This window comes from Coralloluteibacterium thermophilum (genome assembly GCF_042654365.1).
GTDB lineage: Bacteria > Pseudomonadota > Gammaproteobacteria > Xanthomonadales > Xanthomonadaceae > Coralloluteibacterium > Coralloluteibacterium thermophilum.
Genome location: NZ_JBHSGG010000042.1, coordinates 1 through 23,379, shown reverse-complemented (window position 1 = coordinate 23,379; position 23,379 = coordinate 1). Strand labels below are relative to the sequence as shown.

At 67.5% G+C, this 23,379-nt stretch carries 25 protein-coding genes and 1 pseudogene; 20 read left to right on the top strand and 6 right to left on the bottom strand.

From position 1 onward, the window contains the following. Positions 1 to 58 precede the first annotated feature (58 nt). The 11 genes and pseudogenes from traD to ACFO3Q_RS14515 all read left to right on the top strand — a co-directional run. Positions 59 to 1,003, top strand: a pseudogene (traD, locus tag ACFO3Q_RS14565) (conjugative transfer system coupling protein TraD); the annotation flags it as partial. Continuing rightward, a complete protein-coding gene (locus ACFO3Q_RS14560; protein ID WP_014159655.1) occupies positions 1,000 to 1,749 on the top strand; it encodes a TIGR03747 family integrating conjugative element membrane protein in 750 nt (249 codons plus the stop codon). The pseudogene traD and the gene ACFO3Q_RS14560, both read left to right, overlap by 4 nt. 120 nt (positions 1,750 to 1,869) lie before the next feature. Next, positions 1,870 to 2,241: an integrative conjugative element protein, RAQPRD family gene (locus tag ACFO3Q_RS14555; RefSeq protein WP_014159654.1), complete on the top strand. Its 372-nt coding sequence runs from the start codon at positions 1,870 to 1,872 to the stop codon at positions 2,239 to 2,241. Further along, on the top strand, positions 2,238 to 2,471 hold the full coding sequence (locus ACFO3Q_RS14550) for a TIGR03758 family integrating conjugative element protein (RefSeq protein WP_014159653.1): 234 nt from the start codon (positions 2,238 to 2,240) through the stop codon (positions 2,469 to 2,471). The genes ACFO3Q_RS14555 and ACFO3Q_RS14550 overlap by 4 nt, the downstream gene beginning before the upstream one ends. Positions 2,472 to 2,483: 12 nt before the next feature. Further along, positions 2,484 to 2,849: a TIGR03745 family integrating conjugative element membrane protein gene (locus ACFO3Q_RS14545; protein WP_014159652.1), complete on the top strand. Its 366-nt coding sequence runs from the start codon at positions 2,484 to 2,486 to the stop codon at positions 2,847 to 2,849. Between the two features lie 10 nt (positions 2,850 to 2,859). Then, positions 2,860 to 3,258: a TIGR03750 family conjugal transfer protein gene (locus ACFO3Q_RS14540; RefSeq protein ID WP_014159651.1), complete on the top strand. Its 399-nt coding sequence runs from the start codon at positions 2,860 to 2,862 to the stop codon at positions 3,256 to 3,258. After that, entirely contained in the window at positions 3,255 to 3,935 is a 681-nt protein-coding gene (locus tag ACFO3Q_RS14535; RefSeq protein WP_014159650.1) for a PFL_4703 family integrating conjugative element protein, read from the top strand. The genes ACFO3Q_RS14540 and ACFO3Q_RS14535 overlap by 4 nt, the downstream gene beginning before the upstream one ends. Continuing rightward, a complete protein-coding gene (locus ACFO3Q_RS14530) occupies positions 3,932 to 4,828 on the top strand; it encodes a TIGR03749 family integrating conjugative element protein (RefSeq protein WP_377005458.1) in 897 nt (298 codons plus the stop codon). Before ACFO3Q_RS14535 ends, ACFO3Q_RS14530 begins: the two co-directional genes overlap by 4 nt. Next, positions 4,818 to 6,260 (top strand): TIGR03752 family integrating conjugative element protein, encoded by a 1,443-nt coding sequence (locus tag ACFO3Q_RS14525; RefSeq protein WP_377005457.1) that lies wholly within the window; start codon positions 4,818 to 4,820, stop codon positions 6,258 to 6,260. The genes ACFO3Q_RS14530 and ACFO3Q_RS14525 overlap by 11 nt, the downstream gene beginning before the upstream one ends. Then, a complete protein-coding gene (locus tag ACFO3Q_RS14520) occupies positions 6,241 to 6,672 on the top strand; it encodes a TIGR03751 family conjugal transfer lipoprotein (protein WP_014159647.1) in 432 nt (143 codons plus the stop codon). The genes ACFO3Q_RS14525 and ACFO3Q_RS14520 overlap by 20 nt, the downstream gene beginning before the upstream one ends. A gap of 2 nt (positions 6,673 to 6,674) precedes the next feature. Next, positions 6,675 to 9,566: a conjugative transfer ATPase gene (locus ACFO3Q_RS14515; RefSeq protein ID WP_377005455.1), complete on the top strand. Its 2,892-nt coding sequence runs from the start codon at positions 6,675 to 6,677 to the stop codon at positions 9,564 to 9,566. Between the two features lie 22 nt (positions 9,567 to 9,588). On the opposite strand, the gene ACFO3Q_RS14510 is transcribed toward ACFO3Q_RS14515, so the two are convergent. After that, a complete protein-coding gene (locus tag ACFO3Q_RS14510) occupies positions 9,589 to 10,437 on the bottom strand; it encodes a nucleotidyl transferase AbiEii/AbiGii toxin family protein (protein WP_014159645.1) in 849 nt (282 codons plus the stop codon). Next, positions 10,434 to 11,033, bottom strand: a complete 600-nt coding sequence (locus ACFO3Q_RS14505) for a type IV toxin-antitoxin system AbiEi family antitoxin domain-containing protein (protein ID WP_014159644.1) — start codon at positions 11,031 to 11,033, stop codon at positions 10,434 to 10,436. The genes ACFO3Q_RS14510 and ACFO3Q_RS14505 overlap by 4 nt, the downstream gene beginning before the upstream one ends. 256 nt (positions 11,034 to 11,289) lie before the next feature. Between ACFO3Q_RS14505 and ACFO3Q_RS14500 the strand changes: the two genes are divergently transcribed. The 6 genes from ACFO3Q_RS14500 to ACFO3Q_RS14475 all read left to right on the top strand — a co-directional run bounded on the left by ACFO3Q_RS14500 (position 11,290) and on the right by ACFO3Q_RS14475 (position 16,863). Beyond that, positions 11,290 to 12,060: a DsbA family protein gene (locus tag ACFO3Q_RS14500; protein WP_014159643.1), complete on the top strand. Its 771-nt coding sequence runs from the start codon at positions 11,290 to 11,292 to the stop codon at positions 12,058 to 12,060. 143 nt (positions 12,061 to 12,203) lie between these two features. Next, positions 12,204 to 12,644 (top strand): TIGR03757 family integrating conjugative element protein, encoded by a 441-nt coding sequence (locus tag ACFO3Q_RS14495; protein ID WP_014159642.1) that lies wholly within the window; start codon positions 12,204 to 12,206, stop codon positions 12,642 to 12,644. Between the two features lie 14 nt (positions 12,645 to 12,658). Further along, entirely contained in the window at positions 12,659 to 13,576 is a 918-nt protein-coding gene (locus ACFO3Q_RS14490) for a TIGR03756 family integrating conjugative element protein (protein WP_377005459.1), read from the top strand. An 8-nt stretch (positions 13,577 to 13,584) separates the two neighbouring features. Beyond that, the gene (locus ACFO3Q_RS14485; RefSeq protein ID WP_014159640.1) at positions 13,585 to 14,985 is read left to right on the top strand and encodes an integrating conjugative element protein; all 1,401 of its coding nucleotides are present in this window, start codon (positions 13,585 to 13,587) and stop codon (positions 14,983 to 14,985) included. Beyond that, complete coding sequence (locus tag ACFO3Q_RS14480) at positions 14,982 to 15,323, top strand: hypothetical protein (RefSeq protein ID WP_014159639.1); 342 nt, start codon at positions 14,982 to 14,984, stop codon at positions 15,321 to 15,323. Before ACFO3Q_RS14485 ends, ACFO3Q_RS14480 begins: the two co-directional genes overlap by 4 nt. Positions 15,324 to 15,336: 13 nt before the next feature. Continuing rightward, positions 15,337 to 16,863, top strand: a complete 1,527-nt coding sequence (locus tag ACFO3Q_RS14475) for a conjugal transfer protein TraG N-terminal domain-containing protein (protein WP_014159638.1) — start codon at positions 15,337 to 15,339, stop codon at positions 16,861 to 16,863. Between the two features lie 11 nt (positions 16,864 to 16,874). Here the strand turns inward: ACFO3Q_RS14475 and ACFO3Q_RS14470 are convergent, their stop codons facing one another. Genes ACFO3Q_RS14470 through ACFO3Q_RS14460 form a run of 3 tightly spaced genes read right to left on the bottom strand, consistent with a single transcriptional unit; the run spans position 16,875 to position 18,060 of the window. Further along, positions 16,875 to 17,252: a DUF3742 family protein gene (locus ACFO3Q_RS14470; RefSeq protein WP_014159637.1), complete on the bottom strand. Its 378-nt coding sequence runs from the start codon at positions 17,250 to 17,252 to the stop codon at positions 16,875 to 16,877. Between the two features lie 29 nt (positions 17,253 to 17,281). Continuing rightward, positions 17,282 to 17,740 (bottom strand): type II toxin-antitoxin system YhaV family toxin, encoded by a 459-nt coding sequence (locus ACFO3Q_RS14465; RefSeq protein WP_014159636.1) that lies wholly within the window; start codon positions 17,738 to 17,740, stop codon positions 17,282 to 17,284. Next, a complete protein-coding gene (locus tag ACFO3Q_RS14460; protein WP_014159635.1) occupies positions 17,740 to 18,060 on the bottom strand; it encodes a type II toxin-antitoxin system PrlF family antitoxin in 321 nt (106 codons plus the stop codon). Before ACFO3Q_RS14460 ends, ACFO3Q_RS14465 begins: the two co-directional genes overlap by 1 nt. A gap of 254 nt (positions 18,061 to 18,314) precedes the next feature. Here ACFO3Q_RS14460 and mobH point away from each other — a divergent pair, with 254 nt between their 5' ends. The 3 genes from mobH to ACFO3Q_RS14445 all read left to right on the top strand — a co-directional run bounded on the left by mobH (position 18,315) and on the right by ACFO3Q_RS14445 (position 22,910). Next, a complete protein-coding gene (gene mobH / locus ACFO3Q_RS14455) occupies positions 18,315 to 20,147 on the top strand; it encodes a MobH family relaxase (RefSeq protein ID WP_014159634.1) in 1,833 nt (610 codons plus the stop codon). A 355-nt stretch (positions 20,148 to 20,502) separates the two neighbouring features. After that, positions 20,503 to 21,528 carry an alcohol dehydrogenase AdhP gene (gene adhP, locus ACFO3Q_RS14450; protein WP_377005453.1) on the top strand — a complete coding sequence of 342 codons (1,026 nt, stop codon included), beginning with the start codon at positions 20,503 to 20,505 and terminating at the stop codon, positions 21,526 to 21,528. A gap of 128 nt (positions 21,529 to 21,656) precedes the next feature. After that, the gene (locus ACFO3Q_RS14445) at positions 21,657 to 22,910 is read left to right on the top strand and encodes an MFS transporter (protein WP_377005452.1); all 1,254 of its coding nucleotides are present in this window, start codon (positions 21,657 to 21,659) and stop codon (positions 22,908 to 22,910) included. Between the two features lie 157 nt (positions 22,911 to 23,067). Here ACFO3Q_RS14445 and ACFO3Q_RS14440 read toward each other — a convergent pair whose 3' ends face one another. Further along, on the bottom strand, positions 23,068 to 23,316 hold the full coding sequence (locus ACFO3Q_RS14440; RefSeq protein ID WP_377005451.1) for an ATP-binding protein: 249 nt from the start codon (positions 23,314 to 23,316) through the stop codon (positions 23,068 to 23,070). Positions 23,317 to 23,379 lie beyond the last annotated feature (63 nt).

Sequence of the window (23,379 nt, the reverse complement as noted above, 5' to 3'; positions counted from 1 at the left end):
CACTCCTCATGGCCTTGATCGGCCTTCTCGTAAGTGTCCGTGAAAACGGGGGTGAACCCAGATCGTCGCCAGCCTGTTGCCGCTGCTGGAGAAGCTGACCACCGGCAAGATCGCGCAGCTGCTGGCGCCCGACTATTCGGACCTCAACGACCCGCGTCCGATCTTCGACTGGATGCAGATCGTGCGCAAGCGCGCCGTCGTCTACATCGGCCTGGACGCGCTATCGGATGCCGAAGTCGCCGCAGCGGTCGGCAACAGCATGTTCAGCGATCTCGTGTCGGTCGCCGGGCACATCTACAAGTTCGGCATCGACGACGGCCTGCCGGGCGCGGCAGCGGGCATGAGGGTGCCCATCAACGTTCACGCGGATGAATTCAACGAACTGATGGGCGACGAATTCATCCCGCTCGTCAACAAGGGCGGCGGCGCGGATCTGCAAATGACTGCCTACACGCAGACCCTCAGCGACATCGAGGCACGAATCGGCAGCAAGGCGAAGGCCGGTCAGGTGATTGGTAATTTCAACAACCTGATCATGTTGCGCGTGCGCGAGTCGGCGACCGCGGAGCTGCTGACCCGACAACTGCCCAAGGTCGAGGTCTACGCCACGACCTTGATGAGCGGCGCCACCGACAGCTCCGACATCCACGGCCCGACCGACTTCACCTCCAATACCCACGACCGCATCTCCAGCACGAGCGTCCCGATGATCGAACCGGCGCACGTCGTCGGGCTTCCCAAGGGCCAAGCCTTCGCGCTGATGCAGGGCGGCAACCTCTGGAAAGTGCGCATGCCGCTGCCGGCGCCCGACCCCGACGAAGTGATGCCGCAGGATCTGCAACAGCTCGCCGGCTACATGCGGCAGCACTACGCTGAGGCCGGCGACTGGTGGGAGGGCCGCGCCACGCCGGGCCTGCAGGACACGCCTTTGCCGGACGACCTGCTCGAAGGCTTCCGCCACATCGCCGGCACCGAAGGCGCGGCGGAGGAGGCGCGGCCGTGAAGGACCCGGCCGCCACCGCCCAGCGCCAGCAGGTCCGGCAGCAGGGACTGCTGGCCAGCATCGTGACGATGCCCCTGCGGTTCTTCGGCGTGCTGATCGGATCGCTGCTGCTCTGCATCCTGGTCGAGTGCATCGGCATGCACTTCTTCTGGCCCGAGCAGGGCTGGCGCCACGCCCAGGGCATGCTCGACTTCGAGCTGAACCAACTCTCGACGCACTTCACCCGCAGCGCCGTCGTGCAGGAGCCGGGCCGCACGGCGCACTGGCTGGTCGAGCGCTCGTACGAATGGATCTTCGTCAAGAGCGGCCTGCTCGACTGGATGAGCAACGCCGCCGCGCAGGCGCGCGCGCCCAGCCACGGCGGCACGAAGGACTTCCGCTACTACGTGAGCCAGGTCTACGTCTGGAGCGAGAGCTACCTGATCGCCGCGGCATACACCACGCTTACCTTCATCGTCCGGCTGCTGGTGCTGGTGCTGACGTTGCCGCTGTTCCTGATGGCGGCGTTCGTCGGCTTCGTCGATGGATTGGCGCGGCGCGACGTGCGCAAGTTCGGTGCCGGCCGCGAGTCCGGCTTCGTCTACCACCGCGCGAAAGCCTCGGTGATGCCGCTGATCGTGTTGCCGTGGGTCGTCTACCTGGCGTTGCCGATCAGCGTGCATCCGCTGCTGATCCTGCTGCCCAGCGCGATCCTCCTGGGTGTCGCCGTGTGCATCACCGCGAGCACCTTCAAGAAGTACCTCTAGCCGCCACGCATTTCCGTCCATCAATCGGGGCCTGCGCAGGTCCGGATTGTTTGCGGCGCGCATCGGCCTGCGTCGAGAGCATTTCGCCATTCCTCGTGATTCGCGGGCTGGCAAATGCGGATGACCGTTCCTCCTATCGCCGACTGGCGCTGCGTGCTGGGCCTGTTGCTGGCGCTGTGCATCGTGCTGGGTTTCCCGGTACGTGCCCAGGCCGACGACGCAAGCCCCGAGCACGCGCGCCTGGCCGCTGCGCTGCGCCAGCTCGACGCCATCGACCGGCTGATCGCGCAGGAAGCCACGCGCCCGCGCGATGAGCGCGCCCGCTACCACTTCGACTATGGCCGCCTGAGCGCCGACCTTGAGCGCGTCCGCGCCGGCATCCGCGACTACCTGACCCCATCGCGCGCGCAGCCGCGCGATCCGGCCGTGCTGCTCGGTGACTACCGCCAGTCCACCGCTGCCGCCTCCTGTGAACCGGAGGCCACCCCATGAATGCCGCCCAGACCGCCGCCTTTCAGGCCAACGGTGGCTTTCCCCCTTCCGCCGTTTCGGTCGTCGTCATCGGCGCCGTCTTCGCCGTACTCCTCGTGTGGGGCGTGTGGGCGATGCGGACCGCCTATGTCGGATGGGCCGAGCAGCGGATATCCCAGCGTCAGTTCCTTGGTGTCGTGGTGCGCTTCGTCGCGCTGTACCTGGTGCTGACCTTCTTCCTGCTCTCCTAAAGGTCACCCAACATGAATCCGCTCTCACGTCGCTTTCGCTTTCCGCGCCTCTCGCAACTGGCCGCATTGCCGGCCGCCTTCCTGCTCGCGCCGCTCGTTCAGGCCCAGGGCCTGCCGACGATCGAAGACCCCTCGCGCGGCCGGGGCAGCGGCATCATGGAAACGCTGCGCAACTACGGCTACGACATTGTGCTGTTGGTGGCCTTGCTGGTCGTCGCGGCGATGTTCGTGGGCGTGTGCTACCACGCCTACTCGCGCTACGCCGAGATCCACAACGGTCGCGCCACGTGGGGCCAATTCGGCCTGACGGTCGCCATCGGCGCGATCCTGCTGGTCGTGGGGATCTGGCTGCTGACCGAAGCCACCGGCATCCTCTGAGGCCGTCGGCATGGCTGACCAGGACATCCGGCCGGACGGCACGGTTGCGTTCCTGCCCCATCGGCTGAACCGTCATCCGGTCGTGGTACGCGGTTTGACCGCGGACGAACTGTGGGTGTGCGCGGGCTTGTCGGCGGCAATGGGATTCGGCGCCGGCGTGCCGCTGGCGCTGGCGTTCTCCAAGATCGCGCTGCTGCCCACCGCCATCGTGGTCGCGATCGCCATCGGCGTGTTCGGCGGCGGCAGCGCGCTGCGTCGCCTCAAGCGCGGACGCCCGGACACCTGGTTGTACCGCCAGCTGCAATGGCGGCTGACCTCGCGCCAGCCGCTGCTGGGCCGCTTCGTCGGCGGCCGGCAGTTGGTGACCCGTTCGGGCTACTGGACCACGCGCAGGAGCCGGACGCCATGAGCCGGTTCAAGAACGAGGTCCTGCGCCTGGAGGCGCACATCAAGACCTTGCGCATCGGGGCCGGCGTGGTCGTCGCGCTGGCGCTGGTGATGGGGCTCGGCTGGTGGAGCGCGCCGCGCGACCTGACGATCCACGTCCCGCCCGATCTGCGCTCGGGCAGCACCCGGAAATGGTGGGAGGTGCCGCCGGAGTCCGTCTACGCCTTCACCTTCTACGTCTGGCAGCAGTTGCAGCGCTGGCCGACCAACGGCGATGACGACTACCCGCGCAACCTGCATGCGCTGTCTGCGTACTTCACGCCGGCCTGCCAAGCCTTCCTGCGCCAGGACTACGAGTACCGCCGCAACGCAGGCGAGCTGCGTCAGCGCGTGCGCGGTATCTACGAGATTCCGGGACGCGGTTACGGGTCCAGCCCCGCCATGCGCGTTCGCACCGTCTCCGACCACGATTGGGTCGTGACGCTCGACGTCACCGCGGACGAGTACTACGGCGCCGAACAGGTCAAGCGCGCGTTCGTGCGCTACCCGCTGAAGGTCGTGCGCGCTGATGTCGATCCGCAGCGCAACCCCTTCGGCCTAGCGATCGACTGCTACGACGGCACCCCGCAGCGGATCGCCACGCCTGCCGACCCGGCACCCAGCGCCGCGCCGACCCCTCCCGCGGAAACCACGCCATGAACCGTCTTCTCGCCACGCTCGGCGCCGCGTTGCTGCTGGCGCTGTCCGTCCCCGTCCATGCCGTCGAGATCCTGCGCTGGGAGCGACTGCCCCTGGCGCTGCCGCTCGTCGTCGGCGAGGAGCGGGTCATCTTCATCGACCGCAACGTGCGCGTCGGCGTCCCCGCGTCGGTGGGCGCTCGACTGCGCGTGCAGAGCGCGGCCGGCGCCGTTTACCTGCGCGCCAGCGAGCCGATCGAACCGACGCGGCTGCAACTCCAGGATGCCGGCAGCGGCACGGTGATCCTGCTGGACATTGCCGCCGAAGCGCCGCAGGAAGGACAGCCGCCGCTGGAGCCGGTGCGCATCGTCATCGCGGCGCCGGCCGGCGGCCAGGGCGTCGCGGCCGAGGACGATCCACAGGCACGCGCCGCGCGCACCGACCGTCCGGCACCGCCGACGCCCGTGCCGGTGGTGCTGACGCGCTACGCCGCGCAAAGCCTCTACGCGCCGCTGCGCACGGTCGAGCCGGTGCCGGGCATTACCCGCGCCAACGTGCGCCGGGACCTGCCGCTGCACTCGCTGCTGCCGACGCTGCCCATCCAGGCGCAGGCACTGGCTGCCTGGCGCCTGGGCGACCTGTGGGTCAGCGCCGTGCGCCTGCGCAACACCGCGCCGCGCGGGTTCGATCTGGATCCGCGCGCGCTGCAAGGCGACTTCCTGACCGCGACGTTCCAGCACCCCGACCTCGGGCCGGCCGGCACGCCGGAAGACACAACCGTCGTCTACCTCGTCACCCGCGGCCGCGGCTTGCCGCAGTCGCTGCTGCCCGCGATCGCACCCGTCGACGCCTCCCTCAACCTGCCGGCGCCCGCCGCGCCGAGCGACCGCGACGGAGGCCGCGATGAAAAGTAACGGCCTGCTCAAGTGGCTGATGATCCCGATGGTGCTGCTGCTGGTGTTCGTCGGCTTCAAGCTGTTGTCCGGCGGCGACCGCGCACCCGCGCAGCAGGGGGCCGGTCAGCTCACCGCGGACGAAGCCAAGGCCCTGGGCATCGAAGGCGACACGCCGCGCGATACCGTCGCCACGCTGGTCGCGCAGGTCCGGCAACTGCGCACCGAGTTGCAGACGGCGTTGACGGACAACAGGACCCAGCGCCAGGAGAACGAACGGCTGCGGCAGCGCGAGAGCGCGGTCGACCGGCGCATCCAGAGCGCGATCGAGGGAGAGCGCAACCAGCTGCGGCAAGATCGTGAGCAGGCCGCCGCCGAGCGCCAGCAGACCCAGGGCCTGTTGCAGGAACTGCAGCAACGCCTTGAAGGCGCGAGCGGCCGCCGCGACGGCCACGCCGACCTGCCGGTGGGCCTGGGGCTGGAGCCGGGCGACAACGCCAGCACCGGCGGCAGCGGCGAGACCATGCGCTGGGTCGAGCCGGATGATGCCCGCCAGGAGGGCCGCGGACGTTCGCCCGCCAACAACGCAAGCGGCTTCAGCTTCCCCACGAGCTTCGGGGAAGCCGGTGAAAGCATCGGCGACGCCACCGGTGCGGCGGTGGACGCCGGTCGCCGCGCAGCCGGTGCGCCGGCTGCGAAGGCCGTCTACACCGTGCCGACGAACTCCACCTTGATGGGATCGGTCGCGATGACGGCGCTGATCGGCCGCGTGCCGATCGACGGGACGGTCAACGATCCGTATCCGTTCAAGGTCCTGATCGGACCCGACAACCTGACCGCGAACGGCATCGACATCCCCGACGTCGCCGGTGCGGTCGTCAGTGGCACCGCGTCGGGCGACTGGACGCTCTCGTGCGTGCGCGGCCAGGTTCGCTCCGTGACCTTCGTGTTCAACGACGGGACCATCCGCACCATCCCCGAGGATCGCGAGCGTGGCGGCAACCGCCAAGACAACGCCCAGGGCAACACCACCCAGGACGGCCTCGGCTGGATCAGCGACCCGCACGGCATTCCCTGCGTCACCGGCGACCGCCGTTCCAACGCGCAGCAGTACCTCGGCAGCAGGGCGCTGATCACCGCCGCCGGCGCCGGCGTCGCCTCGCTGATCGACTCGGACACCGGCCGCCTGTCCTACGTCGGCCCCGACGGCGCCATCGGCACCGTCGGCATCACCGGCAACGAAGCGATGGGCCAGATCCTCGCCGGTGGCGTCCGCGACATGGCCGACTGGGTGAACAAGCTCTACGGCCAGGCCTTCGCCGCGGTGTACGTGCAGCCCGGCGCCAAGGTCGCCGTGCATCTCGAAGAACCCCTGAGCATCGACTACGACCCGGCCGGCCGCCGCGTCGACCACCGCCTCGGAGACGCGACCCATGCGCAGGAACTGGACTGACGCCCTGGCGGCGCTGGGCGTTGCACTCGCGCTGGCCAGTTGTGCAACCACCAAGGAGGAGCTGCTGCCGCGCTCCGACCGGACCATGCTCGACATCTGGAACGTCGAGACCGGCGGCGGCGCGGCCGGCCCGAGCGAGCGCGGCCTGCTCGATGCCCGGCAGTCGCTGCGCCGTCCGCTCACGCCGGCCGACGTGCAGGCCGCGCCCGCCGAGCAGGCGCGCTACACGCGCACCGCGCAGAACGAGATCCACCGCCAGTTCCACCGCCTGCCCAACCCGGACCTGCTCATGTATGTGTTCCCGCACTTGGCCGGTTCGGACCCGGTGCCGGTGCCCGGCTACACGACGGTGTTCCCGCTCTACCAGCGCGTCCAGTACGCGCTGCCGGGCGAACGGACCGAGGACTACTGACGATGGCGTGGCCCTCGCTCAAGCGCCGGCCGCGCCCGGCGCCGGCTGCGGCGTCGCCGGCACCGGCCGATGCCTGGGAGCGCCACGTCGCCGAGCTGCGCACGCATGGCCTGCCCGAACCCGGTCGCCCCGGCCGGCGCTCGCGCCGTCCCGCCACCGTCGCCGACGAGCAGGCTCTGTACGACATCGCCCCGTCGTTCGCGGACATGCTGCCGTGGGCCGAGTACCTTTCCGAGTCGCAGTGCATGCTGCTGGAGGACGGCGCCTCGGTCGCCGCGTTCTTCGAGCTGCAGCCGGTCGGCACCGAAGGCCGCGAGCCGGGCTGGCTGGGCCAGGTCCGCGACACTCTCGAGAACGCGCTGCAGGACTCGTTCGACGAACTGGACGAGAACCCCTGGGTCGTCCAGCTCTACGCCCAGGACGAGACCAGTTGGGACCGCTATCTGGAGGACCTGCGCGCCTACCTGCAGCCGCCCGCACGCGGCAGCGCCTTTAGCGACTTCTACCTGCGCTTCTTCGGCCACCACCTGCACGCGATCGTCAAGACCGGCGGGCTGTTCGAGGACAGCACCGTCACGCGCTTGCCCTGGCGCGGCCAGTCGCGCCGCACGCGCATGGTGGTGTATCGCCGCGTCGGCCAGGCGCCGGCCCGCCGCGGCCAATCGCCCGAGCAGGCGCTGCACATCGTCTGCGACCGCCTGGTCGGCGGGCTGGCCAACGCCGGCGTGCGCGCCCGCCGCCTCGGCGCGACCGACATCCATGCCTGGCTACTGCGCTGGTTCAACCCGAACCCAACGCTGCTCGGCCCGAGCGAAGCCGACCGCGAGCGGTTCTACGCGCTGGCGCGCTATCCCGATGAAGCCGAGCCCGGCGAGATCGAGCTGGCCAGCGGCACGGACTTCGCGCAGCGGCTGTTCTTCGGCCAGCCGCGCTCCGACGTGGCCGAAGGCCTGTGGTACTTCGACGGCCTGCCGCACCGTGCGATCAGCGTCGACCGCCTGCGGATGCCGCCGGCCACCGGCCACATCACCGGCGAAACCCGCAAGGGCGGCGACGCGATCAACGCGCTGTTCGACCAGATGCCGGAAGACACGACCCTGTGCCTGACGCTCGTGGCGACGCCGCAGGACGTGCTCGAAGCGCACCTGAACCACCTGGCGCGCAAAGCCGTCGGCGAGACCCTGGCGTCCGAACAGGCCCGCCACGACGTGCAGCAGGCGCGCGGGCTGATCGGCAGCGCGCACAAGCTGTACCGCGGCGCGCTGACGTTCTACCTGCGCGGACGCGACCAGGCCGAACTCGACGCGCGCGGCCTGCAGTTGGGCAACGTCCTGCTCAACGCCGGCATGCAGCCCGTGCGCGAAGACGACGAGGTGGCCCCGCTCAACACCTACCTGCGCTGGCTGCCCTGCGTCTACGACCCGGACAAGGACAAGCGCCAGTGGTACACGCAGCTGATGTTCGTGCAGCACGGCGTCAACGTGGCGCCGCTGTGGGGGCGCAGCCAGGGCACCGGACATCCCGGCATCACGCTGTTCAACCGCGGCGGCGGCACGATTACGTTCGACCCGCTGAACCGGCTCGACCGGCAGATGAACGCCCACCTGTTCCTGTTCGGTCCCACCGGCTCGGGCAAGTCGGCCACCCTCAACAACATCCTCAACCAAGTCACCGCGATCTACCGGCCGCGGCTGTTCATCGTCGAAGCCGGCAACAGCTTCGGATTGTTCGGAGAGTTCGCCGCACGGCTCGGGCTCAGCGTCCACCGCGTCAAGCTCGCGCCCAGCTCCGGCGTGAGCCTGGCCCCGTTCGCCGACGCGCATCGCCTGGTCGAGACCCCCAGCCAGGTGCAGACGCTCGATGCCGATGCGCTCGACGAGGAGGGGGGCGAGGAGGACGTCGGCGACGAGCAGCGTGACGTGCTGGGCGAACTGGAGATCACCGCCCGGCTGATGATCACCGGCGGCGAGGACAAGGAAGAAGCGCGCATGACGCGCGCCGACCGCAGCCTGATCCGCCAGTGCATCCTCGTCGCTGCCCAGCGCTGCGTTGCCGAGCAGCGCATCGTACTCACGCGCGATGTGCGCGACGCGCTGCGCGAGCGCGGCCGCGATGCCACGCTCCCGGAAACCCGGCGTACGCGGCTGCTGGAAATGGCCGACGCCATGGACATGTTCTGCCAGGGCGCGGACGGCGAAATGTTCGACCGGCCGGGTACGCCATGGCCCGAAGCGGACATCACCATCGTCGACCTCGCGACCTACGCGAGGGAGGGCTACAACGCGCAGCTCTCGATCGCCTACACGTCGCTGATCAACACGGTCAACAACATCGCCGAACGCGACCAGTTCCTGGGCCGGCCGATCATCAACGTCACGGACGAGGGCCATATCATTACCAAGAACCCGCTGCTGGCGCCCTACGTGGTCAAGATCACGAAGATGTGGCGCAAGCTCGGCGCCTGGTTCTGGCTCGCCACGCAGAACCTCGACGACCTGCCGAAGGCGGCCGAGCCGATGCTGAACATGATCGAATGGTGGATTTGCCTCAGCATGCCGCCCGATGAAGTCGAGAAGATCGCCCGCTTCCGCGAACTCACGCCGGCGCAGAAGGCGCTGATGCTCTCGGCGCGCAAGGAAGCGGGCAAGTACACCGAGGGTGTCATCCTCTCCAGGAGCATGGAACTGCTGTTCCGCGCAGTGCCGCCGAGTCTTTATCTGGCGCTCGCGCAGACCGAGCCCGAGGAGAAGGCCGAACGCTACCGGCTAATGCAGGAATTCGGCATCGGCGAGCTGGACGCGGCATTCAAGGTCGCCGAGATGGTCGACCGCGCACGCGGCATCGAACCGCTGGCGATGAACGCCAACGGCGACCTGCTCACCGTGTCGGGTTGAGGTTCCGCCGGAACCACTCGCGTCACGCCGACTGCAGCGCCAGGAAGACATCGCGCAGCCGTGCGACGACCTCGGCCAGTTCCCGCGGCGCCAGTCCGTTCTTCTTGAAGAACGCCGCCCACTGTCGCTGCTTGATCGGATCCTGCGCGAAAGCGTCGCTCAGGCCAATGGGAAGGTCGGCCGGCATCGCCAGCCGCCGCCGCGCGAAGGTCGCCTCGACCGCTCGACGCAGTTCGTCCGGCGCCAGGTCCTCCTCGGTCAGCAGCACCCACAGGTCGAAGTAGTCCTTCATGCGGCTGTTCGTCATGCCCAGCAGGCAGATGGCATGGAGCTTCTCCGCAACCACCGTGTACTTGGGATAGGCGCGCAGTCGTGGTGCGGGCAGATCGTCGAGCAGCACCGGATAGTGGATCGGCTCCGGCGCCGGCGTCACCACATCGCCGAAACCGATGTCCACCTGCAAGGCGATGCGCGCCCCGTCCAGTGTCGCCCGCAGATCGACCCGCACGCCTCCGTAGCCGGCTTCCTTGCGAATCACCGACCCCGCGACCGAAGCGGGGTCGAACACGATGCCGTCGTCCACCGCGATCTGGCTGATCTCGCGGAACGTGGCCACGGCCGTCTCCACGTCGTCCGGCCCATAGCCGAGCAGGTCCACATCGCGCGTCGGCCGATGCGGCTGGTCGTACCACAGCGAAAACAGCAGCGCGCCCTTGAGCAGGTAGCGATCGGCATATTGGGAGATCGACAGCCGGTACAGCAGCCGTTCCAGGCCGTAATGGGTCAGCGTCAGGTTGAAGTCCTGGCGCGTCGCGTCCGCGCGCTGTTTCAGGCGGGCACGGATCGAAGCGGGTAGATTGGTTCGGCTCACGCGGTCACGCTTTCCAGATAGGGGCGCATCACCGTGGCCACGCGATCCACCGTCGCGTAGCGCCAGAGTGCATCCATCGACAGCTTGCCCTGCGACCACCCGTCGTGCAGCGCCTCCAGGGCCACGTCCAGCCCGATCTTGTTGCGGTATTTGAAGCAGTCGGCCACGGTCTTGTTCGGATCGAACACGGGCACCGATACGCCATCGATCGCCACCGGCGCGATGCCTTCGGTCAGCGCCGCGCCCGACATGCGCACCACGCGCAGCGCCGGCTGGTCCAGGCTCGGCGATGGCGAGTTGTGCGGGATCGCCATCCAGACCTCGTGCGGCGCCTGCGTGCCGATGCCATGCACGCGCAGCGCCGACAGCAGGCAGACCACGCCCTTGGGCACGCGCAGCGCCGCCTCGGCCAGTGAGCGGTGCTCGCTGAGGCCACGTCCCGGCAGGCTGTAGACGCCGCGTGCGACCCGTTCCAGCTTGCCGGCCGCCACCAGCCGGCCAAGGATCACCGTCGACAGGCCGCGCTGGGTCAGATCGCGCGCGCGCAGCAGCGGCTGGCGCCTGGCCAGCACGAGGGCGGCATCTTCGAGGCTCATGTCTGGTCGTTGAGGCATGCGGGGTAATGTAGCGATTACTAGGCATTTGTCAATAACTGACTAGGAATCGCTACAACCATCCGGCAATCGCCGATGTGACGTTTCCTCGGCCAAGCGCCTATTACCGCCGAGGTTTCGTCACAGGCTTCCCGACAACGGGACGCCGGCCATGCCGGATTGTTGAACCATGCGCGAACGCCCTCGTGCTCGACTCGGACCACGGCAACCCGCCCCGGACCCGACCACAGCGACAGCGATGCGACCGACCGTTCCTTCCTCCCGCGGCGCCCGGCGCCGCCTTGTCTGGCTCGCCGCCGCCGGGGCGCTGGTGCTCCTGTTGCTGCTGGCCTGGCGCCTGTCGGGGCCATCGGCGCCCGACGCCCCGACGCCAGCGCCCATCCTGTCGGATGGCGACCAGGCGCCGGCACCGGCCCGGCCGGCCGGGCCGCCCTGGCACCACGGCGCCGCCAACGCCCGCTTCACGCTGGTCCTGTACGCCGACCTGGAGTGCCCGCACTGCAAGACCTACTTCCCCGAGGTGCTGGCCTGGATCGAGCAGCACCCGGACACCCGCCTGCAATGGCACCACCTGCCGCTACCGGCGCATGAACCAGCGGCCTCCCGGCTCGCCAGCCTGGCCGAGTGCGCCGGCGAGACCGGCGGCCCGGCCGCCTTCTGGCAGGCCGTGACCTGGATCTACCAGCACACCCGCGGCGACGGCCAGGGCCTGCCCGAGCAGGCCCGCTTTCCTGGCCAGTCCGCCGCGCTGCAACGCTGCGTGGACAGCGAGCGCGCGCTGGCGCGCGTCCAGGTCCAGGCGCGCGAAAGCAGCCGCGACGGCATCGTCGCCACGCCGACCGTGCGCATGCGCGACGAGACCACCGGCCAGTCCCTGCTGCTGCCCGGCCCGGTCGAAGCCGACGCGCTGCTGTCCGCGCTGGACCTGCTCACGTCCAACGAATCGCCGGCCTCCCCGGCCGGGACGCCCGAACTGTCCACCATCCCCGATGGCGACATGCCCAGGTAGCCGAGGTCTTCGAGGCTACGGCGCCGCGTTGCCGCGCGCCGGCCTGCCCGGTAAATCGGGACACGGCGCTGCCAGTTTGTTTGTCGTGCCCGCCCGCCGGCTGGAGTGGACTATCGCCATCACCCATCCACGGCGGTTCCAACATGCCCACTTCGTCCCTTCATTCGCCGGCGTGGCGGCGCGGCCTGATGGCCGTCGCGCTGCTCGCCGCGCTGGCCGGCGCAGCGGCCCACGCGAACGACGATCTGATCGTCGTGACCGACAGCCGCCATCCCGTCCAGGCGCCGGCCGGCGCGCGCGTCATCCTGCTGGACCAAGCCGCGCGCATCGAGGCCGAGTTGGCCGCCGACCTGCCGAGCGATCCCGCCCGCGGCGCCGCGCTCGTCCGGCAGCGCCTCAAGGACGGCGGCGCCCCGCTGCAGACGCGCCTCGCCACCGCCTATCAGGGTGTGGTCGACGCCTGGAGCCTCGGCGTCACCACCATCCCCGCCGTGGTCGTGGACCAGCGCTACGTGGTCTACGGCGAACCCGACGTGGCCAAGGCCGTCGCCCGCATCGACGCCCACCGCAGGAGCCGGCCATGAAGCTCTCGCGCCGCATGCGCAACGGCGCGGCCGCCGTCATGCTCGCGGCCGCCGGCTCGTCCTACGCCATCAACACCGGCACGATCGTCGCCTCGACGCTCTCGCCGGACTGCCTCGAATACCGCGTCGTCGGCATCTGCTACTGGCTCTACTGCACCTGGACCGGCTGCACCGTGCGCACCTCGGTGAAGGTGCGCCACTACGTTCCCGACGCCGTGGTGTCGAGCTACAGCAACACCGGCGAGAACCCGTGGACCGAAGTGCGGTTCATGAGCCCGCCCAATCCGACGGCCGAGGACGGCGGCGACGGCACCACCAACCACGACAACGAGAACAACCTCGCCAAGTTCAAAAACGCCGACGTGATCGGCCACCCTGGGGGCCAGGTATTCAGCCAGTTCGCCAGCGCCTCCGGCTACGCCTGCGAGGGCGCGGGCACGGCCTTCATGCCGTACCTGCTGAGCACGCTCGACACGCTCGCCTGGCGCTACAACGTGCCCGAGATGGTGTACCCCGAATCGCTGATCCCGGGCCGGCGCGAGGTCGGCACTCGGACCGGCCTGAACCTGTGGGGCAACGTCTACCCGCGCGGCGGCTTCCTGCACCAGACCGACGACTACAAGTCCGGCGCCGTCGTCGCCCAGCGCGCCGGCGACATCGTGACCCGCCGCGGGCAGATCCACGTCTACCAGTCGCTGCTGGCCGAGGCGCGCGACGGCTACTGGCCGGCCGGCGAGCTGATGGAAAGCGACGCCAGCACCGGCAAGTGGCAGGAGCTGACGCCCACGCTCTCCAACAGCTGCGCCGTCTTCCCCCACACCAACACCCGCGTGCAGGCCCAGCAGGGCGACTACGCCTGGGCGCTCTGGCGGCCGTACAGCTGCTGCGAGCGGCGCGGCCAGGTCTTCCTGGGCAGCACCGACTTCGACTGAGGCACGCCATGACCGCCCACATTCCCTCCCGTCCCTCCCATCGCCTGCAGATGGCCGCGCTCGTCGTCGCGCTGCTGCTGACCGGCCTCGACGTGCGCGCGCAGACCAGCGTCAACGAATACGGCGTGCAGCACCAGGGCAGCGTGATCGGCGACGACGTGCTCTACAGCATCGGCGGCGGCCGCGCCGTCTCGATGAGCGGCGCGGCCAACATGCGTTCGATCGGCGTCGGCATCGGCTGGAACAGCAACCTGATCTGCGGGGACATGTCGCTCTCGACCACGATCCAGAACCAGCTCAACGGGCTCACCAACGGCTTCCAGACCATCATGTCGTCGGTGATCCAGAACGCCACCGCCGCGGTCGCCTCGCTGCCGGCGCTGATCATCCAGCGCGCCGACCCCGGCCTCTACAACCTGCTCACCAACGGCGTGCTGCAGGCGCGGTTGGATTTCGACCGCAGCAAGATGACCTGCCGCGCCATCGCCAACCGCATGGCGGACGCGGCCGGCGGCCAACTCGGCTGGGACCAGATCGCCGAGGGCATGGCGCTCACGCAGGCCGTCGCCAGCACCGATGCGGTGTCCGCCATCGACGAGGCCGAAGCCAACCGCGGCAATAACGGCGTGCCCTGGGTGGGCGGCAGCAACGCCGGCGGCCAGGGCCAGCGCCCGGTGCGCGTGGTCGGCGACGTGACCCGCGCCGGCTACAACCTGCTCAACGGCCGCGACGTCGCCGCCACCGGCAGCATCGACCCCGGCAGTTGCAACGGTAACCTGGCCTGCGAGACCTGGCGCTCGCCCGACGACGCGGCCGCCTGGGCCGTGCGCGTGCTGGGCGAGCAGGAGCAGCGCACCTGCGAGTCCTGCACCAAGACGACGACCACGCCGGGCGTCGGCCTGACGCCGCTGATCCAGGAGGAGTACGAAGCCAAGCTGCAAGCGCTACAGGAACTGGTGGCCGGCAGCCGGCCGACCAGCTTCGCCAATCTGCAGGACGCCAGCGCCGCGTCCCTGCCGATCACGCGCGGCGTGATCGAAGCGCTGCGCGACGAGCCCGACCAAGACATCCTGGCCAGGCGCCTCGCGTCGGAGGTGGCGCTGGCGAGCGTGCTGGAGAAGGCACTGCTACTGCAGCGCACGCTGTTGACCGGGCGCAAGGAGCCCAACGTCTCTGCCAACGAACTGGCGCAGAAGGCCGTCTCCCACGAGAGCGACATCCTTGACCGCGAGATCCTCAACCTGAAGACGGAGCTCGAACTGCGCCGCGAACTGGCGAGCAACTCGCCGACCGCCATCATCCAGCGGCACAGCACGCGCTCGACCGGCTCGCGCGGCATCTACGAGGGCGATCCGACCCGCAACCGGATCGACGAGTTGCAACGACCACCGAGCGGGAACAACCCGTGAGCTGGGTCGCCGTCCGCCGCTACAGTGCCCGCGCGCTGCTGGCGTTGCTGGTACTGGTCCTGGTGCTGATCGCCGCCGCCGTGGTCAACCTGGTCGGCATCCGCATGGCCGGCGGCATCGACGGCTGGCGACAGTGGATGGATGCGCACGCGGGCTGGTTCCTGGTCTGGCGGTTGCTGCTCTATGCCGTCACGGTCTACGGCTGGCTGTGGATGCGCCGGCGCCTGCACGCACGGGAGCCGGAAGGCGGCGCGCGCCAGCGCCTGCTGCGCGTGGAGGTGGCCGCGGTGCTCGCGGTCGTCGCGCTGGAAGTCAGCCAATTCATGCAGGCCGGATGAGCCGGAGTCCCCCATGACCCTCTACACGACCGACTACCTGGAGTACTACCTGACGCTGGTTTCGTGGATTGTCCACAACGGCGTCTGGAACGTGCTGGTCGCCAGCGGCGTGTTCGCGATTCCCTTCCTGGCGATCGTGATCCAGGAATGGCTCAAGGCACGAGCCGAAGGCGCGGACGAAGGTAACAAGGGCGTGCTGAGTTCGGCCCGTATCGAGAACCGCGTCTTCGTCGCGATCGTCGTCATCATGTTCGCGGGCATCCCGTTCATCGACGTCGATTTCACCACGCTGCAGTTCGATCGCTCACGCTCGGCGCAATGCCAGGTCAACGTGCCGGAGCCTTCGGAGACGGGCTGGTCGCAGTCGTTCAGCACGCTCAACAATCAGTCGGCGCGGGTGCCGGTGTGGTGGTTCTTCATGCACGCGATCTCGCGCGCGGTGACGGGCGCATCCGTCGCGGCCATTCCGTGTGGGACGGACCTGCGACAGATCCGCATGGACATCGACAACACGCGCATCGCCGACCCGGTGCTGGCCCAGGAGGTGGCCGACTTCACCCACAACTGCTACGGGCCTGCGCGTGCGCGGCTGTTCATGGACCGTCCCGATCTCACCGAGGAGCAGATGCACGACGTCACCTGGATCGGCTCGCGCTTCTTCGTGGACACGCCGGGCTTCTACGACACCTATCGCTCCAGGTCCCCCCGCGAGGGTTGGCCCTACGACAGCAATCGCGATGCCGGCCTGGCCGAGGTGCCCAGCGGCGCCGGCTATCCAACCTGCCGGCAGTGGTGGTCGGACGGCAATGGGCTGCGCTCGCGGCTACTGCAACAGGTGGACCCCAGCTTGCTGACGCGTGTTGCGGGGTGGGCCGGCTTCCTGAGTCGGGATCAGGTGGATGACTCTGTGATCCGCGCGATCGCGTCGCCGCGGCAGCAGAAGTTGAACCAGGGTGCGGTCTATTCCGACTACGGCGGGCAGATCGAGATGACGTTGCCGAACATCGTCACGCGCGCTGCGAGCGACGTCGGCATGACGGTCGGTGCGCTGGGCTTCTTTCCTGCGATGGACGTGATGCGGCAAGCACTGCCGATGGTGCTGGCGCTGCTGAAGATGGCGTTGGTGATCTGCATTCCGCTCGCGCTCCTGGTTGGCACCTATGACCTCAAGACCTTGGTGACCGTCAGCGTGGTGCAGTTCGCGCTCTTCTTCGTGGACTTCTGGTTCCAGTTGGCCAGGTGGATCGACTCGACCATTTTGGATGCGCTCTATGGCTGGGGATTCGGCTGGAATCGGCCGCACAGCAATTTCGATCCATTGATCGGGCTGAACAACGCATTCGGCGACATGTTGCTCAACTACGTGCTCGCAACGATGTTCCTGGTGCTCCCCGCGTTCTGGGTGACGGCACTGGCCTGGACGGGCATCCGGGCCGGCAACTTCTTGCAGGGACTGGCCGCGGGCACCAGGGATGCGGCGCAGGCGGGAGGCAGGGGCTCAGGCATCCTGATCAGTGCGGCGAGTCCCGGCAAGAAGTAGCGCGACCGGGATCAGTCGTCCTCGAATCGAGGATCGGGATCGTCGTTGTAGGATGCGGGGTGGTAGAAGAGGCCTTCGCGGTGATCGCGTTCCTCGGCCTGGCGATTCAGCAGGTCGGGTTCTTCCTGGTCCGCGGTGCCGTGCTGCATGGCCCAGGCGGCGGCGACCGCGAATACCAGCAGGAGCGCCAGCCAGAACGCGGCGTACAGCAGTACTCCCAGCACGGCCAGCTTCACGAGCCACAGCAGCGCCGTCGCCGCGCCTGGGGGCAGACCGCGCGCTACCAACCGGCCGGCGAGCCGGCGCTCGCGACGGACGCCGCCACGCCACATCCCGCCGGCCCAGCGGCCGAAGCGCTCTGCGTTGCTGATGCGGGTTTTCGTGCCCATCGTCGTCACCTGCTACATGCGTGGGATGGCTACTCCAGTTTGCTCCAATCCTGTCGGGCTACGGCCACCAATGCGTTCCAGTCGTCGGGCGGATTTCCGCGGCCCAGCATCTTTTCGAAGACCGCATACGGATCGGACTTGCTGCCCGACGACCGCAGCGTCGTTTCGTCGTTGACCCAGGCGTAGACGATCACCTTCGCCTTGGAGTCGTACCGGAAGAACAGCCGGAACCGTCTTCCGATCTTGGCCCGCCGCCAGTGGCGGTGGGCTGGTCCCAGGGTGTTGCCCTGGCGATACTCGTCCCGAGCCGGATCAGTCGGCACGGTCTCCAGCATCAACTGGCTCAACCCCCGGAACAGCTTGACGTTGGCGTTCGACTCGAACCCCTCCGGTTCGTTCTGCTCGGCGCGCTGCGCGGCGGCGTGGAGCTTCTGCAACTGCTCGACCACGCACGCGTGGAACAGCAGCGTCCAGCCGTGCCGCTGCATCAGAGCGCCACTTCGCCTTCGATCTCCTCACCCAGGCCGTCGTCGCGACCGACTTGCGCCAGCATGGCCCGCGCCAGTTCGTCGGGCAGGCCGCGGATGTGTCGCCCGGCCTGGATGTCCTCGGCCAGCAGGCCCAGGAAGGCCCCAATGGCCGGATCCTCGTGCTCCGCCTCGGCGCGGCTGACCACGACCTGGCCGTCCTCGCGCAGCTCGAAGTCCACCTTGCCGCCAGCGTCGACACCCAGCGCCTGCCGGATCGGCTTGGGGAGGGTGATCTGCCCCTTGGAGGTGATGGTGGCCTGCTCGCGGACGGTCGGCATGGTCGGGTTCCTGTTTCAACGGTTGCATGGTAAGGAAATTTCCTTACCACGTCAATCGACCCTCGGCGTGACCGCCCAAGATGCCGGGCTGCCGGGTATCGCTTTGATCCAGGCATCCGAACCGTCGCTGCCCTATACGCAAAGGGTCAAGGCCAAAGGGCCGGCAAGGGGCGAAGGGAACGGGGTCAAGGGGAAAGGCCCTACCCAAAAAGGCGAAAAGGTTCTCCCTGTCGGCCCATCACTCGGGTTTCAGCATGCTCTCCTTGTTCCAGCGCAAACGGACTCACCCGACCACCGGCCCGTCGCCTACGCCCGTCAGCGAGCCTCCCAAAGGGCTAACGCGGCCGGCGTCGGCCGCGTCGCTGCTGGCGACCTCGCGCCGGCAGCGACTGCTGGAACACATCTGGCAGCGAACCTCGCTCTCGCGCAAGCAGTTCGCGTCGCTGTATCTGGCGCCACTGGAACGATACGCCGAGCTGGTGCAAGCCTTTCCCGCCTCCGAAAGCCATCACCACGCCTACCCGGGTGGCATGCTCGACCACGGGCTGGAAATCGTGGCCTATGCCTTGAAGCTGCGGCAGTCCCATCTGCTGCCCGCGGGCGCACCGCCCGAGATCCAGGCCGCGCAGGCCGAGGCGTGGACCGCCGGAGCCGCCTACGCCGCCTTGCTGCACGACATCGGCAAGGTGGCAGTCGACCTGTACGTCGAGTACGCAGACGGAACCGCCTGGCATCCGTGGCACGGGCCGCTGAAACGCCCATATCGCTTCCGGTATCGCAAGGAGCGCGAGTACCGGCTGCACAGCGCCGCCACCGGGCTGCTCTACACCCAGCTGCTCGACCGGGACATCCTCGACTGGCTCAGCGGGTATCCGGACCTGTGGGCCGCGCTGCTGTACGTGCTGGCCGGCCAGTACGAGCACGCCGGCACGCTGGGCGAGCTGGTGCGGCTGGCCGACCAGGCCTCGGTGGCGCAAGAGCTGGGCGGCGATCCCAGCAAGGCGCTGGCCGCGCCGCGCCACGCGCTCCAGCGCAAACTATTGGATGGCCTGCGCTACCTGCTCAAGGAGGAGTTCAAGCTCAACCAGCCCCAGGCCTCGGACGGGTGGTTGACGCAGGATGCTTTGTGGTTGGTCAGCAAGACGGTCAGCGACAAGCTGCGCGCCCATCTGCTGGCACAAGGCGTGGACGGCATCCCGGCCAACAACACGTCGGTGTTCAATGTGCTGCAGGATCACGGGATCGCGCAAGCGACGGCCGATGGCAAGGCCATCTGGAAGGCGACCGTCACCAGCGACACAGGCTGGTCGCACAGCTTCACCTTCCTCAAGCTGTCGCCCGCTCTGATCTGGGAATCGGCCGAACGGCCCGCACCCTACGACGGTACGGTCCAAGTGGAGCAGGACACCGCACCGGAACCGGCCAGCGCCACGGCCGACGCGCCGGGCGTGGCAGGCATGCGTATTGAGACCCCCGTGCATTTGTCGCCGCCTGCCACCAGTGGGTCAACGGCAAGGGATCCGCCTGCCGAGCCGACCGCCGCGGACGGAGTGGATGCGCTACTCGAACTGTTCGCCGCTTCTGAGCCTACCGCCACCGATGCCATGGCGTCGGCCTTCGCGAAGCCAGCCGGCCAGACCGCCGCCAAGACGCTGACTCCGACGCACGCCGCCCCCGAGGCGAGCGGTCACGCGCAAGAACCCTCGGGCGAGCACTTCATCGAATGGCTCATCCGGGCCATCCGATCGCGCAAGCTCATCATCAATGACGCGAAGGCGCTGGTACATACCGTTGCGGACACCGCATACCTGGTCAGCCCCGGGGTATTCCAGCGCTACGCGCAGGAGCATCCGCAGACGGCCCTTCTCGCCAAGCAGGAGGGCATGGCTGATTGGCGGTGGCTGCAGAAGCGGTTCGAGAAGCTGCAACTCCATCGCAAGCAGGACAGTGGCCTGAACATCTGGACATGCGAGGTCACGGGCCAACGCAAGTCGCGGCGACTGCATGGCTACCTGCTCGACAATCCACATGGATTTTTCGAGCAGCTTCCCCCGAACAATCCCTATCTCTCACTCCTTAAGAGCTAACGGATGTCTGCCACAGGAAGAACTCGCTCTTTCGCTTCACGGCACATTCGATATCAACGCTGCCTACATGACTTGGTGATTTCCATACCGTAATACTCGGGTCATGTCTCCGACAGATTTGCCCTCTTAACGTGAAACCGCTACCCCGCGCGGCCTTCACGCACTGCCCAAGACCGATGAATCACTCAGACTTCGCCCGCTTTGCGCGGAGATTGCTGAGGGGCGCTCGTGTGCGAATGCGGCTTGGACCTCACGAACCGCCATCCATATCGAACGAAGCTTGAGCACCCGGCGATTGAGAATCGCTTGATCGCCATTCTCTAGCCATGAATCCAACAACTTAGGCGAGGACGTCATGCAAAAAACCATGAAAGCTGCAGTGGTCCGCGCATTTGGGGAGCCCCTCGTCATCGAGGAAACCCCAGTGCCATCCGTCGGCCGCGGACAGATTCTCGTGAAGATCGCGGCGTCTGGTGTATGCCATACCGATCTCCATGCCGCCGAGGGTGACTGGCCCATCAAGCCGACACCGCCGTTCATTCCGGGACATGAGGGCGTGGGGGACGTGGTGGCGGTCGGCCCCGGAGTCGGCCACCTTCGGGAAGGCGATCGAGTGGGAGTGCCCTGGCTCTACAGTGCCTGTGGACACTGCGTGCACTGCCTCGGAGGCTGGGAAACGCTCTGCGAACAACAGATCAATACCGGCTATTCCATCAACGGCAGCTTCGCAGAGTATGTCCTTGCGGACGCCAACTATGTGGGCCTCTTGCCGGCGAACGTCGGCTTCGTCGAGATCGCCCCCGTGCTATGCGCCGGAGTGACGGTGTACAAGGCCCTCAAGGTGACCAAGACCAAGCCAGGCGACTGGGTCGCCATCTCCGGCATCGGTGGCTTGGGCCACATGGCGGTGCAGTTCGCTAAGGCGATGGGGCTGAATGTCGTCGCGGTCGATATCGACGACCGCAAGCTTGCGCTGGCCTCAAGACTGGGTGCGACGTTCACGGTCAATGCTCGCAACGAAGATCCCGGCGCTCGCATCCGCAAGGAGATCGGCGGCGCCCAAGGAGTTCTCGTCACGGCGGTCTCGACCAAGGCATTCCAACAGGCCCTGGGCATGGTCCGTCGTGGAGGCGTGGTGACGCTCAACGGACTCCCCCCTGGAGATTTCCCGATATCGATCTTCGATACCGTACTCAACGGGATCACCATCCGGGGATCAATCGTTGGAACCCGTCTCGATCTCCAAGAGGCTCTCGCCTTCGCTGGGGAAGGGAAGGTTCATGCCACCGTGCATACAGAGAAGCTTGAGAAGATCAACGACATTTTCGCACGCATGCACGAGGGCGATATCGAAGGAAGGATCGTGCTCGATCTCGGCTGATAACCGGGGAGCGGGCGGCCGTCCCGAACCATTTTCAGTCGCCTCGGCGCCTCTCAGGTCGTCGTCGGCGAGGGTGCGGCGACGTTGGACGCCTCGAACCCTTCTCGATCATCAAGCATCGTTTATGCATGGACACGAGTCATCGATACGCCTACGCACGACAAGGAGAGCGCTCAGGCAAGTCGCTGACCCGTTCGCGCCAAGGGGAATCGGGACCAAGCGATTTCGCGCTACTCCTCATCGCCGTGGCCGCCGCCGGGGCCAGTCAGACGGGCGTCCTTGCCTTTCTTCCTGATCTCGTCCGGGAGGGCCTCGGTGAATCAACTGTCGATTCACAAGGCTTCCACACTGCCGGACTGGCAGCCGCTCATCCCGTGGGTGCCTTGCTGCTGGCGCCATTGTGGGGCTGGCTTGCTGACCGCTACGACTATCGCATCCTGCTGCGCACCACGCTCGTCATCCTCGCGCTGGCGACAACCGCGACCGGAGCAACACCACTGGCATGGTTGTATGTGCTGCGCGCGCTGGCTGGCGCCTGCTCCGCTGCCATCATCCCTTTGGCGCTACTTGCAGCCAGTCTCGGTGCCGGCGATAGGGGCACTCAAGCGAGAAGATTCACCTGGCTGACAGCCTTCGTCTTTCTAGGCGACATGTTGGGTCCACTGTTCGGTGAGCTTTCGACGCGCTTCCTGCCAACCCTGCCTCTGGCGATGGTCGCTTTGATCATCGGACTCACCGCAGGGTTAATGCTTTTTGCTTGCCTGCCACCACGCTCGACGGGCTATCGCGCCGAGGCCTGCGGGAACCGGCCGACACCGGCCGGAGCGCTTGGACTGCTAACCCTCACGCTGCTGGGCACGAGCGGCCTCGCCGTTCTTCATATGGTATTGCTCGTGCCTGGCAGTCAACTCATTCTCTCGCGAGAGCACGTGGCAGGGATGCTTGCTCTTTGTGGTTTTGCGATGCTCGCCGCCCAACTCTTCCACGTCTACTTTCCCTGGTTGATTGCGAGCCCTAGAGCGCTGGCCTTCCTGATGCTGACGCTGTTCAGCACCTCCCTGCTCTTGTTTCCGATGGCAAGGAGCCCGGTCGCAATTGCGGTTCTTGTTGCAATGGCCGGCTGGGCCGGCGCCAGCCTGCGGCTGTTAACCAGCCTCTGGATCGGTGGCGAAGGAACACCTTCCGGAGCGAGGCTCGGTCTGCAGCAATCGGCTACCAGCCTGGGACCGGCACTGGCACCGCTCGCCGTCGCCGTCATCAGCGCGGACAGGCAGTTTGTCATCGTCTGGGCACTGGCCCTGTCTTCGCTCATGATGACACTCGGCCTTTCACGACTCTGGCCAGAACGAGGTGCCCGATTCTGCAGTTGTCCTCGCCATTGATCCTTGGCGAGTCAGTTGGGAACGCGCGGCATGGATTGGCTTCGGCAGGGCGCAGCGGCAGCCCTCGATATGGCGAAGTCTGAAGGAGGCGATGCGGCATCAAGCCTTCCCAATAATCAAGCAGGCCGCTTATACGTGCCGATGAAGGGCGTGCGTCTCAACCATCGGCCAGCGGCAAAAGGATGATGAACTTGGTCATCCTCTCGTCGGACAATACGCTGACCGACCCGCCATGCGCCTCGACGATGGACTTGACGATGGCCAACCCCAGGCCGGCGCCTTCACCCTTCCTGTGCGCGGCATGATCCACCCGATAGAAGCGATTGAATATTCGCGAGAGCTCCTCGGTCGGGATCTTCTCACCGGGGTTCTCCACGCTGATCACGACGTCCCGATCGTTCTGCATGAATCGGGTTCTACCCCGAAATCACGGACGGTTGTAAAAGGGCTGAGAACTTCTGGTCTTGCC

Coding starts and splice junctions, on each gene's coding strand:
- ACFO3Q_RS14530 (WP_377005458.1), top strand. CDS start 3,932: ATGAACCGTCTTCTCGCCACGCTCGGCGCCGCGTTGCTGCTGGCGCTG.
- ACFO3Q_RS14500 (WP_014159643.1), top strand. CDS start 11,290: ATGCGACCGACCGTTCCTTCCTCCCGCGGCGCCCGGCGCCGCCTTGTC.
- ACFO3Q_RS14520 (WP_014159647.1), top strand. CDS start 6,241: ATGCGCAGGAACTGGACTGACGCCCTGGCGGCGCTGGGCGTTGCACTC.
- ACFO3Q_RS14550 (WP_014159653.1), top strand. CDS start 2,238: ATGAATGCCGCCCAGACCGCCGCCTTTCAGGCCAACGGTGGCTTTCCC.
- ACFO3Q_RS14505 (WP_014159644.1), bottom strand. CDS start 11,033: ATGAGCCTCGAAGATGCCGCCCTCGTGCTGGCCAGGCGCCAGCCGCTG.
- ACFO3Q_RS14495 (WP_014159642.1), top strand. CDS start 12,204: ATGCCCACTTCGTCCCTTCATTCGCCGGCGTGGCGGCGCGGCCTGATG.
- ACFO3Q_RS14540 (WP_014159651.1), top strand. CDS start 2,860: ATGGCTGACCAGGACATCCGGCCGGACGGCACGGTTGCGTTCCTGCCC.
- ACFO3Q_RS14465 (WP_014159636.1), bottom strand. CDS start 17,740: ATGCAGCGGCACGGCTGGACGCTGCTGTTCCACGCGTGCGTGGTCGAG.
- ACFO3Q_RS14515 (WP_377005455.1), top strand. CDS start 6,675: ATGGCGTGGCCCTCGCTCAAGCGCCGGCCGCGCCCGGCGCCGGCTGCG.
- ACFO3Q_RS14545 (WP_014159652.1), top strand. CDS start 2,484: ATGAATCCGCTCTCACGTCGCTTTCGCTTTCCGCGCCTCTCGCAACTG.
- ACFO3Q_RS14485 (WP_014159640.1), top strand. CDS start 13,585: ATGACCGCCCACATTCCCTCCCGTCCCTCCCATCGCCTGCAGATGGCC.
- ACFO3Q_RS14475 (WP_014159638.1), top strand. CDS start 15,337: ATGACCCTCTACACGACCGACTACCTGGAGTACTACCTGACGCTGGTT.
- mobH (WP_014159634.1), top strand. CDS start 18,315: ATGCTCTCCTTGTTCCAGCGCAAACGGACTCACCCGACCACCGGCCCG.
- ACFO3Q_RS14525 (WP_377005457.1), top strand. CDS start 4,818: ATGAAAAGTAACGGCCTGCTCAAGTGGCTGATGATCCCGATGGTGCTG.
- ACFO3Q_RS14535 (WP_014159650.1), top strand. CDS start 3,255: ATGAGCCGGTTCAAGAACGAGGTCCTGCGCCTGGAGGCGCACATCAAG.
- ACFO3Q_RS14440 (WP_377005451.1), bottom strand. CDS start 23,316: ATGCAGAACGATCGGGACGTCGTGATCAGCGTGGAGAACCCCGGTGAG.
- ACFO3Q_RS14470 (WP_014159637.1), bottom strand. CDS start 17,252: ATGGGCACGAAAACCCGCATCAGCAACGCAGAGCGCTTCGGCCGCTGG.
- ACFO3Q_RS14555 (WP_014159654.1), top strand. CDS start 1,870: ATGACCGTTCCTCCTATCGCCGACTGGCGCTGCGTGCTGGGCCTGTTG.
- ACFO3Q_RS14460 (WP_014159635.1), bottom strand. CDS start 18,060: ATGCCGACCGTCCGCGAGCAGGCCACCATCACCTCCAAGGGGCAGATC.
- ACFO3Q_RS14490 (WP_377005459.1), top strand. CDS start 12,659: ATGCGCAACGGCGCGGCCGCCGTCATGCTCGCGGCCGCCGGCTCGTCC.
- adhP (WP_377005453.1), top strand. CDS start 20,503: ATGCAAAAAACCATGAAAGCTGCAGTGGTCCGCGCATTTGGGGAGCCC.
- ACFO3Q_RS14445 (WP_377005452.1), top strand. CDS start 21,657: ATGGACACGAGTCATCGATACGCCTACGCACGACAAGGAGAGCGCTCA.